15 protein-coding genes are annotated in these 13,953 nt (G+C 37.6%); 13 read left to right on the forward strand and 2 right to left on the reverse strand.

Translation table 11 applies throughout. The features are described 5' to 3' along the window. Positions 1-5: 5 nt before the first annotated feature. Together AABJ44_RS06860 and AABJ44_RS06865 are read right to left on the reverse strand one after the other, a co-directional pair. Positions 6-1,370 (reverse strand): sensor histidine kinase, encoded by a 1,365-nt coding sequence (locus AABJ44_RS06860; protein ID WP_083379881.1) that lies wholly within the window; start codon positions 1,368-1,370, stop codon positions 6-8. A 9-nt stretch (positions 1,371-1,379) separates the two neighbouring features. After that, complete coding sequence (locus AABJ44_RS06865; protein WP_338371144.1) at positions 1,380-2,099, reverse strand: response regulator transcription factor; 720 nt, start codon at positions 2,097-2,099, stop codon at positions 1,380-1,382. Positions 2,100-2,305: 206 nt separating this feature from the next. Between AABJ44_RS06865 and AABJ44_RS06870 the strand changes: the two genes are divergently transcribed. The 13 genes from AABJ44_RS06870 to AABJ44_RS06930 are packed head-to-tail and all read left to right on the forward strand — an operon-like array spanning position 2,306 to position 13,953. Further along, on the forward strand, positions 2,306-2,506 hold the full coding sequence (locus tag AABJ44_RS06870) for a flagellar FlbD family protein (protein ID WP_074645201.1): 201 nt from the start codon (positions 2,306-2,308) through the stop codon (positions 2,504-2,506). Further along, entirely contained in the window at positions 2,506-3,288 is a 783-nt protein-coding gene (locus AABJ44_RS06875) for a motility protein A (protein ID WP_338371145.1), read from the forward strand. The genes AABJ44_RS06870 and AABJ44_RS06875 overlap by 1 nt, the downstream gene beginning before the upstream one ends. Positions 3,289-3,319: 31 nt before the next feature. Next, positions 3,320-4,048, forward strand: coding sequence for a flagellar motor protein MotB (gene motB, locus AABJ44_RS06880; protein WP_338371146.1), 729 nt, complete (start codon positions 3,320-3,322; stop codon positions 4,046-4,048). A 39-nt stretch (positions 4,049-4,087) separates the two neighbouring features. Beyond that, on the forward strand, positions 4,088-4,642 hold the full coding sequence (locus AABJ44_RS06885) for a flagellar basal body-associated FliL family protein (protein ID WP_074645207.1): 555 nt from the start codon (positions 4,088-4,090) through the stop codon (positions 4,640-4,642). Positions 4,643-4,658: 16 nt separating this feature from the next. Further along, entirely contained in the window at positions 4,659-5,696 is a 1,038-nt protein-coding gene (fliM, locus tag AABJ44_RS06890) for a flagellar motor switch protein FliM (protein ID WP_338371147.1), read from the forward strand. Beyond that, positions 5,689-6,909, forward strand: a complete 1,221-nt coding sequence (gene fliN / locus AABJ44_RS06895) for a flagellar motor switch protein FliN (protein ID WP_074645211.1) — start codon at positions 5,689-5,691, stop codon at positions 6,907-6,909. Before fliM ends, fliN begins: the two co-directional genes overlap by 8 nt. A gap of 37 nt (positions 6,910-6,946) precedes the next feature. Beyond that, positions 6,947-7,567: a FliO/MopB family protein gene (locus tag AABJ44_RS06900; protein ID WP_074645212.1), complete on the forward strand. Its 621-nt coding sequence runs from the start codon at positions 6,947-6,949 to the stop codon at positions 7,565-7,567. Position 7,568: 1 nt separating this feature from the next. Then, a complete protein-coding gene (gene fliP / locus AABJ44_RS06905) occupies positions 7,569-8,402 on the forward strand; it encodes a flagellar type III secretion system pore protein FliP (protein WP_338371148.1) in 834 nt (277 codons plus the stop codon). A 25-nt stretch (positions 8,403-8,427) separates the two neighbouring features. Continuing rightward, the gene (gene fliQ / locus AABJ44_RS06910) at positions 8,428-8,697 is read left to right on the forward strand and encodes a flagellar biosynthesis protein FliQ (RefSeq protein WP_074645216.1); all 270 of its coding nucleotides are present in this window, start codon (positions 8,428-8,430) and stop codon (positions 8,695-8,697) included. Between the two features lie 7 nt (positions 8,698-8,704). After that, positions 8,705-9,508, forward strand: a complete 804-nt coding sequence (gene fliR, locus AABJ44_RS06915) for a flagellar biosynthetic protein FliR (RefSeq protein WP_338371149.1) — start codon at positions 8,705-8,707, stop codon at positions 9,506-9,508. A gap of 3 nt (positions 9,509-9,511) precedes the next feature. After that, the gene (gene flhB / locus AABJ44_RS06920; RefSeq protein WP_338371150.1) at positions 9,512-10,579 is read left to right on the forward strand and encodes a flagellar biosynthesis protein FlhB; all 1,068 of its coding nucleotides are present in this window, start codon (positions 9,512-9,514) and stop codon (positions 10,577-10,579) included. 23 nt (positions 10,580-10,602) lie between these two features. Continuing rightward, positions 10,603-12,717 carry a flagellar biosynthesis protein FlhA gene (locus AABJ44_RS06925; RefSeq protein ID WP_338371151.1) on the forward strand — a complete coding sequence of 705 codons (2,115 nt, stop codon included), beginning with the start codon at positions 10,603-10,605 and terminating at the stop codon, positions 12,715-12,717. An 18-nt stretch (positions 12,718-12,735) separates the two neighbouring features. Then, positions 12,736-13,953, forward strand: a complete 1,218-nt coding sequence (locus AABJ44_RS06930) for a flagellar biosynthesis protein FlhF (RefSeq protein ID WP_338371152.1) — start codon at positions 12,736-12,738, stop codon at positions 13,951-13,953.

Below are 13,953 nucleotides of genomic sequence, written 5' to 3' on the forward strand. Positions count from 1 at the left end.
TACTCTTAGTAAGGGATAACAATTGTAAAACATGTTCCTTTCTTTTTCTGAGATGTAACAGAAATTTCCCAGCCATGGGTATCCATAATGCTCTTTACTACAGAAAGTCCTATGCCCATTCCTTCTTCCTTGCGGGAGTTTGTTCCCCGGTAAAAGGTTTCAAAAATATGATCAACGTCTTTTTTATCAATTCCTACACCAGAATCTTTTATCTGTAAGATGATTGATTTTGCTTTTTCAGTTTCATTTGTATAGGCAATAATCTCAATTAAATCATTATCTTTTGTATATCTGATAGCATTGCTGAACAGGTTTTCAAAAGAACGGTGCACCAGCTGGTTATTAAAAGGTATTCGGATATCTTTTGGTAACTGAATATCTGTACTTACATTACGTTTAAAAACTTTACCTGTGATTTCAACATATTTAGCAAAGTCTATAATCAGTTTTGTAATTGAGTTGGTTACAAGATTTTCTTTAATTTCTGTATTATTAAGCTTCATGAAGTTGATAAGGGTTTCAATCATACCTTCTAGCTGAGATGCTTTGTGTTCAATAAGGTCCATGGATCTTTTGATTTCTGCGTCTTCTGTAATTACATCATCTAAAATTGCTTCGGAATAACCTTTTATTACAGCAACAGGAGTTCTAAGATCATGACTGATACCTGTAATAAAGCGGTTTTTGCTAGTCTGCATTTCCAGTAATTCGCAGCGCATTTTTTCAAGGCTATGCATAATGCATGTAAATTCATTTTCCTTGCTGGAATTATTTTCTGTAGTAATAGGTTTGTCGAGTTTTCCTTCGGCAAGTTGTGTGCTGGAATGTTCTATCTTATTAAGTCCTTCAAAAATTGCCCTTGTTATAAAAAGAATTGTAATAAGACTAGAAAATGTAATAATGATAATAGCAAAAAGAATTTTAAGATAAGTACGGGTTTTCTTTTCATTGTTAATTCTTTTAAGTGAAAGTCTTGTAATTAAAAAGGTTTGTGAATCTATTGTTGGTAGTCGTGTAAACTGGTAAAAGTATTTATCTGAGGTTTGAGAGGCATATTCAAGAAGTTCCTCTCTGGACATATAAGTTCCTGCTTTAATATCTGGAATTGTTGAATAAATAATTTTTCTGTCAGTTGTACGGCATAAAACTGCTTCAACTTCCTGAGGCAGCATTTTTAATGAATTTGTAAGGTTAGCTAATTCCTTATCAGTCAGAAGAGGGAAGTCTTCTTTTTGGGGTGGAACTGTACCTTCAAGAAGATATCTGTTTGGAGAGTGAACGTAAGTATGAATAATAATAAAAACAGAGCAAAGAATAGGAACTGAAACAACTAAAAATGATAGAATCAAAAATTGTTTTCGTATCTTCATAAGGTTTTACTAACAGTTTTTAGTCATATATTCATCCGAAAAAATGTATCCGTTACCAAAATCTGTTTTAATGTATTTACAGTCCGAAGGATTGTCTTCGATTTTCTTGCGGAGACGCTGAATGTAAACGGCGACCGCTGTAATATCACCGTATTCAACTTTCCAGACATTCTGGTAGATTTTTTCAGGGGCAATTACCTGGCCTGCATTCTTTACAAGGAATTCAAGAACTTCATATTCTTTTGTCGAAAGAGAGATTTTCTGACCATTCTTTTTAAGTACGCAGCTTCCAAGTAATAGTGAATATGGGCCAAAGTTTATTGTTGCTTCCATTTTTTCAAGGAAGAAACTCTGACGGCGAAGGTTTGCTTTTATACGTGCAATCAGTACACCAGGAGAGAATGGTTTTGTAACAAAGTCATCTGCTCCATAGCCAAGGCCTTTTATGATGTCTTCATCTGTATCACGCGCTGAAAGAATCATTACAGAAGGCATGTCTTTACTGAATTGTTTCTGTAATTCTTCAAGAAATTCAAATCCGCTCATTCCAGGAAGGTTTAGGTCAAGAATGATGAGGTTTGGTTTATGTCCCTCCTTGAGTTCCTGTAATGCTGCTTCAGCGTTTAAAAAAGGTTTTGATTCAATTTGTTCTTTTGTCAGATAGAGCTGAATGAGTTTAGAAATAGATTCTTCATCTTCAATAATGTATATACAGGGTGTAGTTGCCATATATAATAATTCCTTAGTATAAATATAATAATATATCGTATGATGCATTTTGTCATACATTCTTATTTATATAATGAAAAATTATAAAAAAGTGGAAAAAATATCTAAAAAACTATCAAAAAAAGCCATATTTTTTGCATATAATGAAAATAATAATTGAAATATGAAAAAAAAAGATTATAATTAAAGTATATAATTATAAACATATGATTGATGTAATGCGGTTAGATGGGAAAAAATATTGGGTGAATCCGCACATGATTGAAAGTATGGAATCTACTCCTGACCTGACACTTACTATGTTGTCAGGGCGTAAAATCATTGTCAAAAATTCCCCCGATGAAATTATAGAAAAAATCATTAACTACCGAAGAAATATCGGAGTTGAGAGACAAGAGGTCTTGTAATGGATATAGCATCTTTACTGGGTATTGTCGGCGGTGCTGCCATGATCGTCATGTCAGTATTGACATCTGGTGGTACATTAGGCGGAATTATCGACATCCCGTCTGTTTTCATGACAATCGGTGGTTCTTACTTCGCCATGTTTATTGCGGCTCCTTTAAAGAAAGCCCTTGGTATGTTCAAAATTATGGGTAAGGCATTTAAGGTTCCGGATTTTGGTGAAAAGAATATTGTAATAAATATGCAGGCACTTTCTGAAAAAGCCCGCCGTGAAGGTATTCTTGCACTTGAAGATGGTCTTGATGATCTTGAAGATCCGTTTATGAAAATGGGACTTCGTCTCGTAGTTGATGGTACAGACGGTAACATTATTCGTGCAATCATGGAAAATGAAATGACTCAGGTTGAAAACCGCCATATGGAATGGATTGGCCTTATCAATGCCTGGGCTGGATTCGCACCGGGTTTCGGTATGATGGGTACCGTACTTGGTCTTATTGGTATGTTGAACAACCTCGAAGATAAATCTTCCCTCGGTCCTAACATGGCCGTTGCGTTGATTACAACACTTTACGGATCTATGATGGCCAACTGGTTGATCACTCCGTTCTCAACCAAACTTGCAAACCAGAATGCTGTTGAAATGCGTTCTAAAGAAATGATTATTGAAGGTGTACTTGCCATTCAGGCCGGTGAAAACCCGCGTATTATGGCACAGAAGCTTCTTACTTATCTTGATCCTGTAACAAGAAAAGCAATCGAAGCTGATGTTTTGAAAGACTAAGGATTATTAAATCGGGGATTAAATAGAAAAAATGGGAAAGAAAGCCAAACAGCCTGAAAAACCGTCGACCGCGTGGTTGGGTACTTATGGTGATATGATTACCCTCATGCTCTGCTTCTTCGTTATGCTTTATAACCCTTCGGAAGTAGATGTCACCCAGATGGCTACAATTACACAAAGTCTCCAGATGCAGGAAACCGATACAACATCGGGTGGTCTTTCTTTGTCTGCCGGTCAGCTTTCAGATCTTGGAAATAACATCAACTCGCTTCCTTCTCTCGAAAAAGGTAAGTCGCTTGGTATGGCAAAAAAGAAGGCTGTAAGTCTTTTTGCGCCTGATGTTAAATCAAATAAAATCACAATTACAAGTGATGAGCGTGGACTTATTATTACACTTCTTTCAGATAATTTTTTTGAAGAGGGAAGTGCTGATTTGAATATAAATGATACACGCGAAACCCTTCTTCGTCTTGCGGATTTTTTCCGTTCTGATGAACTGAAAGGAAGAAGATTCCGTATAGAAGGGCATACAGATAATACTCCGGTAGCAGAAAATTCAAAATTTCCTAGTAATTGGGAACTTTCTGCTGCAAGAGCTATTAATGTTCTGCATTATTTAGCCGATTATGGAGTAAGGGAAAATGATTTTTCTGTGGCCGGTTATTCCGACACCAGACCAAAGTTTTCTAACGATACGGCAGAGGGTCGTGCGTATAACAGACGCGTGGATATTATTATCCTAGACGAAGGACACTTTTAGTGGTAAATTATTTAATGTTATTGATTTGCTGGAGGGGAAATGGCAGACGATGATGAAATCAACCTCGATGAGGGTGGTGCAGGTTCAGCTCCTGAAAAAAAGCGTGGTATTGGCGGATTACTTTCCGGCCTTCTTAAATGGATTATTATTGGACTCGCTGCAATCATTGTTATTGTTGTAGTAGTTGTTGTAACTGTAAAGATTACAAGTAAAAACTCTACACAGGTTACTGCAATTCCGACATCAGAAGAATATGTTTCTGGCCAGCGTGAAATTTACGACTGGTATACATCTTTAGGAATAATCCAGACAACAACATGTGATGATCCTCCTGCAACTGTACGTGTAGACGTTGCTTTAGCCTATAAAAAGGATGATAAGGCTACTTCTACAGAAATTACACAGCGTACTGTAGAGCTTAAGGCTTTCCTGCGCCGCTATTTTAGTGGTAAAACTGCTGCAGAGCTTCGCAATACAAATAATGAAGATGCATTGGAAAACGAAATTAAAAACGGAATCAATGATAAGATTCTGAGCAGTTCACGAATTCGTGATGTTGTTTTCCAGCAGAAAGATGTAATAGAGCAAAATTAAATAAAGGTGGAGTTTCATGAACGAAGTTCTGTCACAGGACGAAATTGACCAGCTTCTTACAGCAATCAGCTCGGGTGATACCGAAGCAGATGACTTTAAGCCGGTCAATAGTGCCCGCAAAATAAAGATATATGACTTCAAGCGTCCTGATAAATTTTCAAAGGAACAGCTGCGTACGGTCTCAAACATGCATGAGACCTTTGCTCGTTTAACAACAACTTCGCTTTCTGCTCAGCTTCGTTCTCTTGTTCATGTACACGTTGCTTCAGTAGATCAGCTTACATACGAGGAATTTATTCGTTCTATTCCAACTCCTACAACTCTTGCTGTAATCAACATGGATCCACTTAAGGGTAATGCCGTTTTGGAAATTGACCCGGCAATTACCTTCTGTATGATTGACCGTCTATTTGGTGGACGTGGTGCTACAACAGGAAATAAAAACCGTGACCTTACAGATATCGAACAGGAAGTAATGGAAACGGTTATTGTCCGCATTCTTGCAAATATCCGTGAAGCATGGACACAGGTAATTGACCTTCGTCCACGTTTTGCTCAGATAGAAACTAACCCTCAGTTTGCTCAGATTGTACCTCCAACAGAAATGGTTGTGCTTGTTACTCTGGAAACTAAGGTTGGTGATGAGGAAGGAATGATGAACTTCTGTATTCCTTACCTCGTTCTTGAACCGATTATTTCAAAGCTGTCATCTCAGTTCTGGTTCTCTTCTGTAAGAAAGAGTTCTACTACACAGTACCTGGGAACTATTAAGCAGCAGCTTACTACTGTCGATATGGATGTAGTAGCAGAAATCGGTACAATCAATTTGTCTATTAGAGATGTACTTTCATTGCGTTGTGGTGATGTTGTACGTCTTTCAAGCGTAAAAGTTGGAGATCCTCTGACTCTTAGCGTAGGAAATAAGAAAAAGTTTTACTGTCAGCCAGGTGTTGTCGGTAAAAAAATGGCAGTTCAAATTACAGGAAAGATTGAAAACATTGAGTCAGACGAGTTTGAAGAGCTTTCTGTAGAAGGAGAAGATACTTATGAGTGATGGTGCTATCTCACAGGATGAAATTGATGCTTTGCTTTCAGGTGTTGCAATTGACGGATTGAATTCATCTGGACATGTAGGTAATGGTCCTACATATCATTTTGATATACCGACTCTTCAATCAATGGCTGATGCGCTTAAGCCTAAGCTGGAAGAAAATATCAATAAAACAACAAGCGTAACCTTTACTACAGAAAATCCTGTAGTTGAGCAGACTAACCGTGACCACGTGTTGTCAAAGCTGCCAGAGGTTGTAATCGGAATCAATGCAGACTATAACGCAGGTGTAAAAGGAAGCCATCTTTATCTTATGGCTCCAGAATTTGCACTTAAGATTTTCCAGCTTGTAAGTTCAGAAGAAGCAACAGAAGTTGATGATATGGTTCTTTCTGTTGTTTCTGAATTTATTGCAACTCATATCAGTGCAGAAATCCAGGAAGTAGAGAGCAAAGGAAATGCTTCTGGACTTGGTTATGGAACTCCAGAAACTCTTAATGAGTCAAAGGCTATGATCATGTTCCCTCAGGGTGACTTTGTTCTTGCAAGCTATCCGCTTACTTATGATGGAAATGCATATACTCTCTGGGAATGTATTGGTGGAGATGCTGCTGAAGGTCTTACAAAGGCTCTCGGTGGTGGAACAGATGATTCTGCAAGTCTTACTCCAATTGATCTCGGTGGAATGAATGCTGCTGCAGGCGGTCAGGCTATGGGCGGTGCTCCAATGGGCGGAATGCAGCAGATGGGCGGTGCAATGCCTAATATGGGAATGGGCATGGGAATGCAGCAGCCTATGGGCGGAATGCCAAATATGGGTATGGGTAACGGAATGGCCATGGGTGGTATGGGAATGGGAATGCCACAGAACATGGGTGTAAATATGGGAATGAATGTTCCTAACGTTCAACAGTTACAGTATCCAAATCTCCAGACAGGTCTTAATGCTGGTGAACAGGGCAATATCAGTCTTATCATGGACGTATTCATGGAAATGACTGTAGAGCTCGGTCGTACAAAGAAAACCATTAAAGATATTCTTGGAATGGGTGAAGGTACAATTATCGAGCTTGATAAACTTGCCGGTGAGCCTGTAGATATTCTTGTAAACCATAAGAAGATTGCAAAGGGAGAAGTTGTAGTCATCGATGAAAACTTCGGTGTTCGTGTAACTGAAATCCTTTCTCCTATGGAACGAGTATCAGAATTGAACTAAACAATATTACCAATTTTTAAAAGGGTGGGTTTAATAATTGGAAAAAACAAAAAAACTATTTGCGGCTGTAATTGTATTTATGGCCGCAGTTTTTGCATTATATTCTCAAACAACTGCAAATAATCAGACATCTAATCAAATCTCAGAAGAAACAATCATAATTTCAGATGATGCTGTTTCTGAAAATTCTACAACAGCACAAACATACAAAGGACCTTCAACAGTCGGTATGTTTGTAAGAATGATTGTAGTTCTTATTATTGTTGTCGGTTTAATTTATGGAGTTTTCTGGTTTATCAAAAAGAAAACTAATATTGTTAAGACTGATGATGAATACTTGCGAAGGGCAGCTTACATAAATATTGCCCCGGGAAAATCTGTTGAAGTAATCACTCTTATTGATAAAGCTTATCTGATTGGTGTTACAGAAGATAATATTACATTGCTCGGTGAGATTCATGATGAAGAATTGATTAAAGCAATGAATCTTACAGCAGATAAGAAAAATAATACAAAAAAGCCTGCAAGTTTTTCTGATGTTCTTGATATGTTCCTGATTAAAAAAGGCGGACAGAAAAATGTTTTTACAGATACTGAACAGCAGGTAGATAATCTGTTTAGTAATACCGGAAAAACCGGAATAGATGAGGAAAGTTAAAATGAAATCAAAAAAATCACTTAAAATAATTTTCCTCAGTTTTGCCCTGTTTATTTTTACACGGGGTAGTTTGCTTTATGCTCAGAACAATAATTTTCCTCAAGGTTCTACACAGGGAACAACACAGATGAATCCTAATGTACGGAATTCAGTTGTGCCAAATATTGCTGTACAGATTACTGAACCGCAGACAGGAAAAGAAGTTGCCTTTTCTATAAGACTCCTGCTTCTTCTTACAATTCTGACTCTTGCACCAAGTATCTTAATACTTGTAACCTGCTTCCTGCGTTTTTCTATCGTACTGGACTTTATAAAGCGTGCTTTGTCATTACAGCAGGTTCCGCCAACATCTGTACTTAACGGTATTGCATTTTTTATGACAATCTTTGTGATGTGGCCAACGTTCACAAAAGTTTATGATAATGCTTATAAGCCGCTTTCAAATAGTGAAATTACAATAGAGCAGGCATATCACGAAGCAGAAGCACCGCTCAGAATGTTTATGTACGAACAGATGGCCGGTGATACAAGCTATATCAAAATGTTTATGAACATGGCTAAACTTGAAAAGCCAAATACACTTGCTGATGTTCCTACTCATATTCTGGTGCCGGCTTATATTCTTCATGAACTTACAGTTGCATTTAAGATTGGTGTAATTTTGTATATACCATTTATCATTATAGATATGGTCGTCGCGAGTATCCTCATGGCGATGGGTATGATGATGCTTCCGCCTGTACAGATTTCCATGCCGTTCAAACTGATTCTGTTTGTTCTTGTAGACGGCTGGGGACTTTTGACACAGCAGTTGTTTAATTCTGTAATACACTAAACTAAAGAAAAGGGAGGTCTGAAAAATGTCAATTGGTGTTATCATTTCACTTATGCGTGGTGCAGTAACTGAAGTAATTTCTCTTGTTGCACCTGTTTTAGGACTCGCCCTTTTAGTTGGACTTATTGTAGCTATCTTTCAGGCAACAACTTCCATTCAGGAACAGACACTTACTTTTCTTCCAAAGTTGATTGTTATTCTTCTCGTAATAGCATTATTGGGTGGAACAATGTTTACATCTCTTGGTGAATATACAATAAGGTTGTTCAGTCGAATTCCGGATTTTGCAAAATAGGTAAGTTATGCTGGATAGTATTTTACTTAAAGCTCCAGTCTATCTCATAGTTTTTGTAAGGTGCTTTGCTTTAATTTTGACACTTCCTATGTTCTCCATGCGTTCTGCTTCAAGAGTTGCTAAAGTTGCAATTGCAGGTTATATGGCATTTTTTATTTATGGTGGAATAGATGCTTCTCTTTATCAGCCGTACATTGGAGATGACGGTGCTTTTTCAATGATTTATGTTCTTTTACTGATTGGTGAAGCTCTCATTGGAATCATAATGGGATTTTTTATTTCCATAATTTTTGCTGCTTTCAGTTCTGCAGGACAGTTTCTCGCTTTTCAGATGGGACTTTCTGCAGCCAGTTCATATGATGCCTTGTCACAGGTTGAAAACCCTTTGATGGGACAGTTTTTTAATCTCGTTGCAATGCTTGTATTTATGCAGACTCACTGGTTTCAGAAATTATTTTTAGGCGGACTTGTTTCAAGCTTCTCTTCATTGAGCGCTTTGAGTATAGCAACTTCAAATGAAAAACTTGCCCGCTTTATGATTTCCGGACTTACAGAACTTTTTTCTGATGCTCTTGTAATTGCATTGCCTGTCATGGGAACTCTGTTTTTAATTACTGTTTGTACAGGGCTTCTTACAAAGGCCGCACCTCAGATGAACCTTTTGTCTGAAGGTTTTCCTATTATGATTTTAGTGGCATTTACAATTATTGCTATTGCAATGCCTAGTATAATAGATTTCTTTGTACGTTCATTTAATAAAGGTTTTGCAGATTTAGAGAATTTGTTTACAACAATTTCGGGAGGTGTGTAGTCTATGGCAGCAGAAGATGAAGGCCGTACCGAACAACCTTCCGAATACAAACTTGAAAAAGCCCGCAAAGAAGGACGTGTAGCAAAAAGCCAGGAAATTAGTGGTGCACTGGTTTTACTGCTTTGTGTCGTTACAATCATTTTTCTTTCAAAATGGCTTTTTAATGAAATCGTAACAATATTCAAATTTTATTTTACACAATGCTCCACATATGATGTAAAAAATCCGACTTTTTTACCGGCGTTTTTTAATGTGTTTATAAAGTGTGTACTTCCTGTCGGTCTTATAAGTGCCGTATCGGCAGTAATGGCAAATATTGTACAAACCAGAGGTTTTATATTTTCGCTTAAACCGATAGAGCCAAAGTTTTCTAAAATTGTACCAAAGATTGGTGAATATCTTAAGAAAACAATCTTTTCAATGAAAGGACTTTTTAATGTTGCAAAGTCATTTCTGAAAGTTGGTATAATCATCTTTGTTGCATATTTATATATCAAAAAAGATCTGTTCGTTCTGATTGATATAATTGATAATGGTGATGTTGCTGGTGCGCTTGGACAGGTTGCAAGAATGGCTGCTCAGATTCTAATCACCGTTGCCGTATTATTTTTGATTCTTTCAATTCCAGATTACTTTGTACAGCGTCATGACTTCATGGAAGAAATGAAAATGACAAAGCAGGAAGTAAAGGAAGAATATAAAGAAATGGAAGGAGATCCTGAAGTTAAGAGTAAACTTCAGCAGATGCAGCGACAATTGCTTTCGCAGAATATACGTAAAGCAGTTAGTGAATCAGACGTTGTAATTGCAAACCCGACACACTTTGCAGTTGCATTAAAATTTGATCAGACAGTTGCAAATTCTCCAATGGTTAATGCAAAAGGTGAGGATGAAAACGCGCTTACAATCCGCCGTATTGCAGAACAGAACTCGGTTCCAGTTGTAGAAAATCGTCCTTTGGCACGAGAATTGTATACAAATCTGGAAGTTGGTGATATAATACCTGAAGAATATTTTAAAATTCTTGCAACAATTTATGCACATTTAGATAAGTATAAGAATTATAAATAGTAGATTGCTTGGGTGGGGACTTAATGGCAAACGAAAGTAGAGGGACAATTCTCAAATTTATATCCGGTAATATTGTACCGGTTGCAGTTGTTTTAGCTGTATTCCTCTTATTTGTTCCAATTCCAAAAATGATAATTGACCTCAGTATGATTTTAAATCTTATGCTGGCAATTGTTATTCTTCTTGTTGTCGTAAGAACACCTCGTCCTTCAGACTTTCAGACATTCCCTCGGGTAATTCTTTTTCAAACTCTGTTCAGTTTGGGAATAAATATTTCTTCTACAAGACTTATCCTTACTGGTAAAATGCAGGGAGGAACCCTTGCAAATCAGAGTGACATGGTAAAGTCTTTTGCCAGAATTGTTGCTGGAAACAATCTTGTAGTTGGATTTGTAATCTTTATCATTCTGATTGTTGTACAGATTCTTGTAGTTACTAAAGGTGCCGGACGCGTTTCAGAAGTTGCAGCCCGATTCTCTTTGGACTCAATGAATCAGAAACTTTTTGATATTGATAACCGTTTCAACCAGGGGGCTATCACAGAAGAGCAGGCCGAAGAACTTAAAGCTTCTGTTAGACGTGATATAGACTTCTATTCAAACATGGACGGTTCTTCTAAGTTCGTAAGTGGAAATGTTAAGGCCGGAGTATTCATCACAGTAATAAATCTGATTGGTGGATTCCTTGTCGGAATGATAATGAACCGTATGCCGTTGACAGATGCTTTGAATACTTATTCAACACTGACAATTGGTGATGGTCTTACTTCACAGCTTCCTTCATTGATTATTTCTTTTGCAACAGGTTTACTTGTTACTGGTACTAAGTCAGATGAGTCTCTGGATCAGCAGCTCAAAACAGAGTTCACCGGAGACGGACATATTTACGAAATTGTTGGTGCAGTTCTCATCGTTGCAGGTATTGCATTACGAGGTGGAACTCAGATGCTTCTTCTTCCTGTCGGAGCACTTTCAATTTTCATCGGTTACAGAATGACTCGTGATAAACAGAGACAGGAACTCGCACAGAAACAGGAAAAAGCACAGAAGGATTCAAAACAGACTGCATCAAAAGAAGAGCCTATTGTTATGCTTGATCCGCTTTCGCTCGAACTTGGTTATGCACTTATTCCTCTTGTTGATCAGGAAAAAGGTGCTGAACTTCTTGAACGAATTTCGCGTATTCGTGTAGAAGCGCGTCATGACATAGGTCTCGATATTCCTAAAATTCATATTCAGGATAACATGACACTTGAGCCAAACGATTACAGCTTTAAGATTGCCGGTATTGAAGCCGGACATTCTTCTGTACGCGTTGGTTATGTAATGTGTCTTGATACAGGTTCAGTTACTGAACCACTTGATGGAGAAAAGACAAAGGATCCGGCATTCGGTATGGATGCAATCTGGCTTCCGGAAGATAGAAGAGGCGAAGCAGAAAGTGCAGGTTATGTAATTGTTGACCCACCGACAATTATTTCTACACATATAACAGAGATTATCAGAAATCATGCTGCAGAGCTTCTTGACCGTCAGGCAGTTTCAGTTATTCTGGATACAGTTAAGAAGAATAATCCAGTTCTTGTTTCTGAAGTTCTGGACACTGCAAAGATTCCGTACGGCATAATAGAAAAAGTTCTGCAGAATCTTCTTGAAGAAAAAGTTTCTATCAGAAATTATGTGCGTATTCTTGAAACAATGGCAAACTATGCACAGGTTACACAGAATAATATCTGGGATTTAACACAGAAAGTTCGTGAAGCCTTAGGTTTGCAGATTTGTATGCAGTATGCAGATGACAATAAAAAACTGCATGTAATGAGACTGTCACAGGAACTGTCTGAGTTGATTGCTGAACATGCATATTATCCTTCTGATGGTTCTAAACCTTATGTTGCGCTGGATCCTGTAGATCGAAGGCGCTGGGTACAGGCAGTAAGTGATTCACTTGCAAAAGTAAGTCAGCTTGGATATCAGCCAATAATTATTTCTGTTGCTGCTGTCCGTCAGCTTGTGCGTTCTTCCCTTGAAAAAGAAATGCCTGGAATTGCAGTAATATCAGATATGGAAGTATATGCAGCTGGTACCGGAGTTTCTCTGGAAATTATTGATGAAATTGCTGATGACGAAAACGTGTAAAAAAGGAAAGAGATAGAAATGGCATATGAAGATGAAATTGAACAGAAAATAACCGGAAGTACCTTTGAGGAATGTAAGGAAAAACTGTTTAATTTATATGGTAAAAATTTCAGAATTACAAACAAGGTTGTAGATTTTAGACCTGGCGGATTTTTTTATCTGAAGAAAAAGCCAGTTACAATTGTAAGTTATGTAGTTCCTCATCAGAAATCTTTTAATGAATCTTATTCAGAAGAGGAACAGCTTGCCCGTAACCGCGAGGCAATTTTGCAGCAGGCAGGAAACGTAACAAATGTAATGGTTACCAGAACACTCGAAGAATTCAAAAATGACATCACAAGCCAGCTTAAGCAGATGCAGCAGATGTCAGCCGCTTCTCAAGATAAGCATGAATCGATAAAGAAAATTGAAGAAATGCTTGAGCAGAATGAATTCTCTCTTTCTTATATCAACATGATAGAAGAAAAAATCAGAAATGATTTCTCTCTTGAACAGCTTGATAATTTTGAACTCGTAGAAAGACGTGTCGTAGACTGGATTGGAGAATCAATTACAATTGCAAAAGAAACAGCTTTCCGTCCGCCACATGTATTTATAATTGTAGGACCAACTGGAGTTGGAAAAACAACAACTCTTGTAAAACTTGCTGCTCAGTTTGTAAAAGCCTTTGCCGCAGAACACAACGGACAGAGACCTGCAATCTGTTTTATTACAACAGATACAATGAGAGTTGGTGCTATGGAACAGCTTGAACGCTGGGGTAAACATATGGATTCCCACGTTTATAAAGCTGAGCACACAGAAGACTTAAAAACTCTTTATGATGATAACCGTGCAAATATGGATGCAATCTTTATTGATACTTCAGGATTCAGTCCGAATGATGCAACTCATATTGCACAGATGAAAATGTTGCTTGAAGTACCTGGAATGAATCCTGATATCTATCTTGCTTTAATGGCAGGAACAAAAACAAGGGATCTTCAGAATATAATGCAGAACTACGAACCGTTCGGATATAAATCTGTAATCGTTACAAAGTGTGATGAATCTGAACAGTTTGGAAATGTTATCAGTGTAATGTATGATAAGCATAAAGCTGTTTCATATATAACTCACGGGCAGGTTGCCTCAAGAGATATTACAAAAGCGAATGTTGTTGATTTTCTGACAAAACTTGAAAATTTCAAGATTGATAGAATACATATAGAAGATAAGTTTGGAGGACAGGCATAA

Origin of the sequence: Treponema bryantii, assembly GCF_036492245.1 — a bacterium.
Lineage (GTDB): Bacteria > Spirochaetota > Spirochaetia > Treponematales > Treponemataceae > Treponema_D > Treponema_D bryantii_C.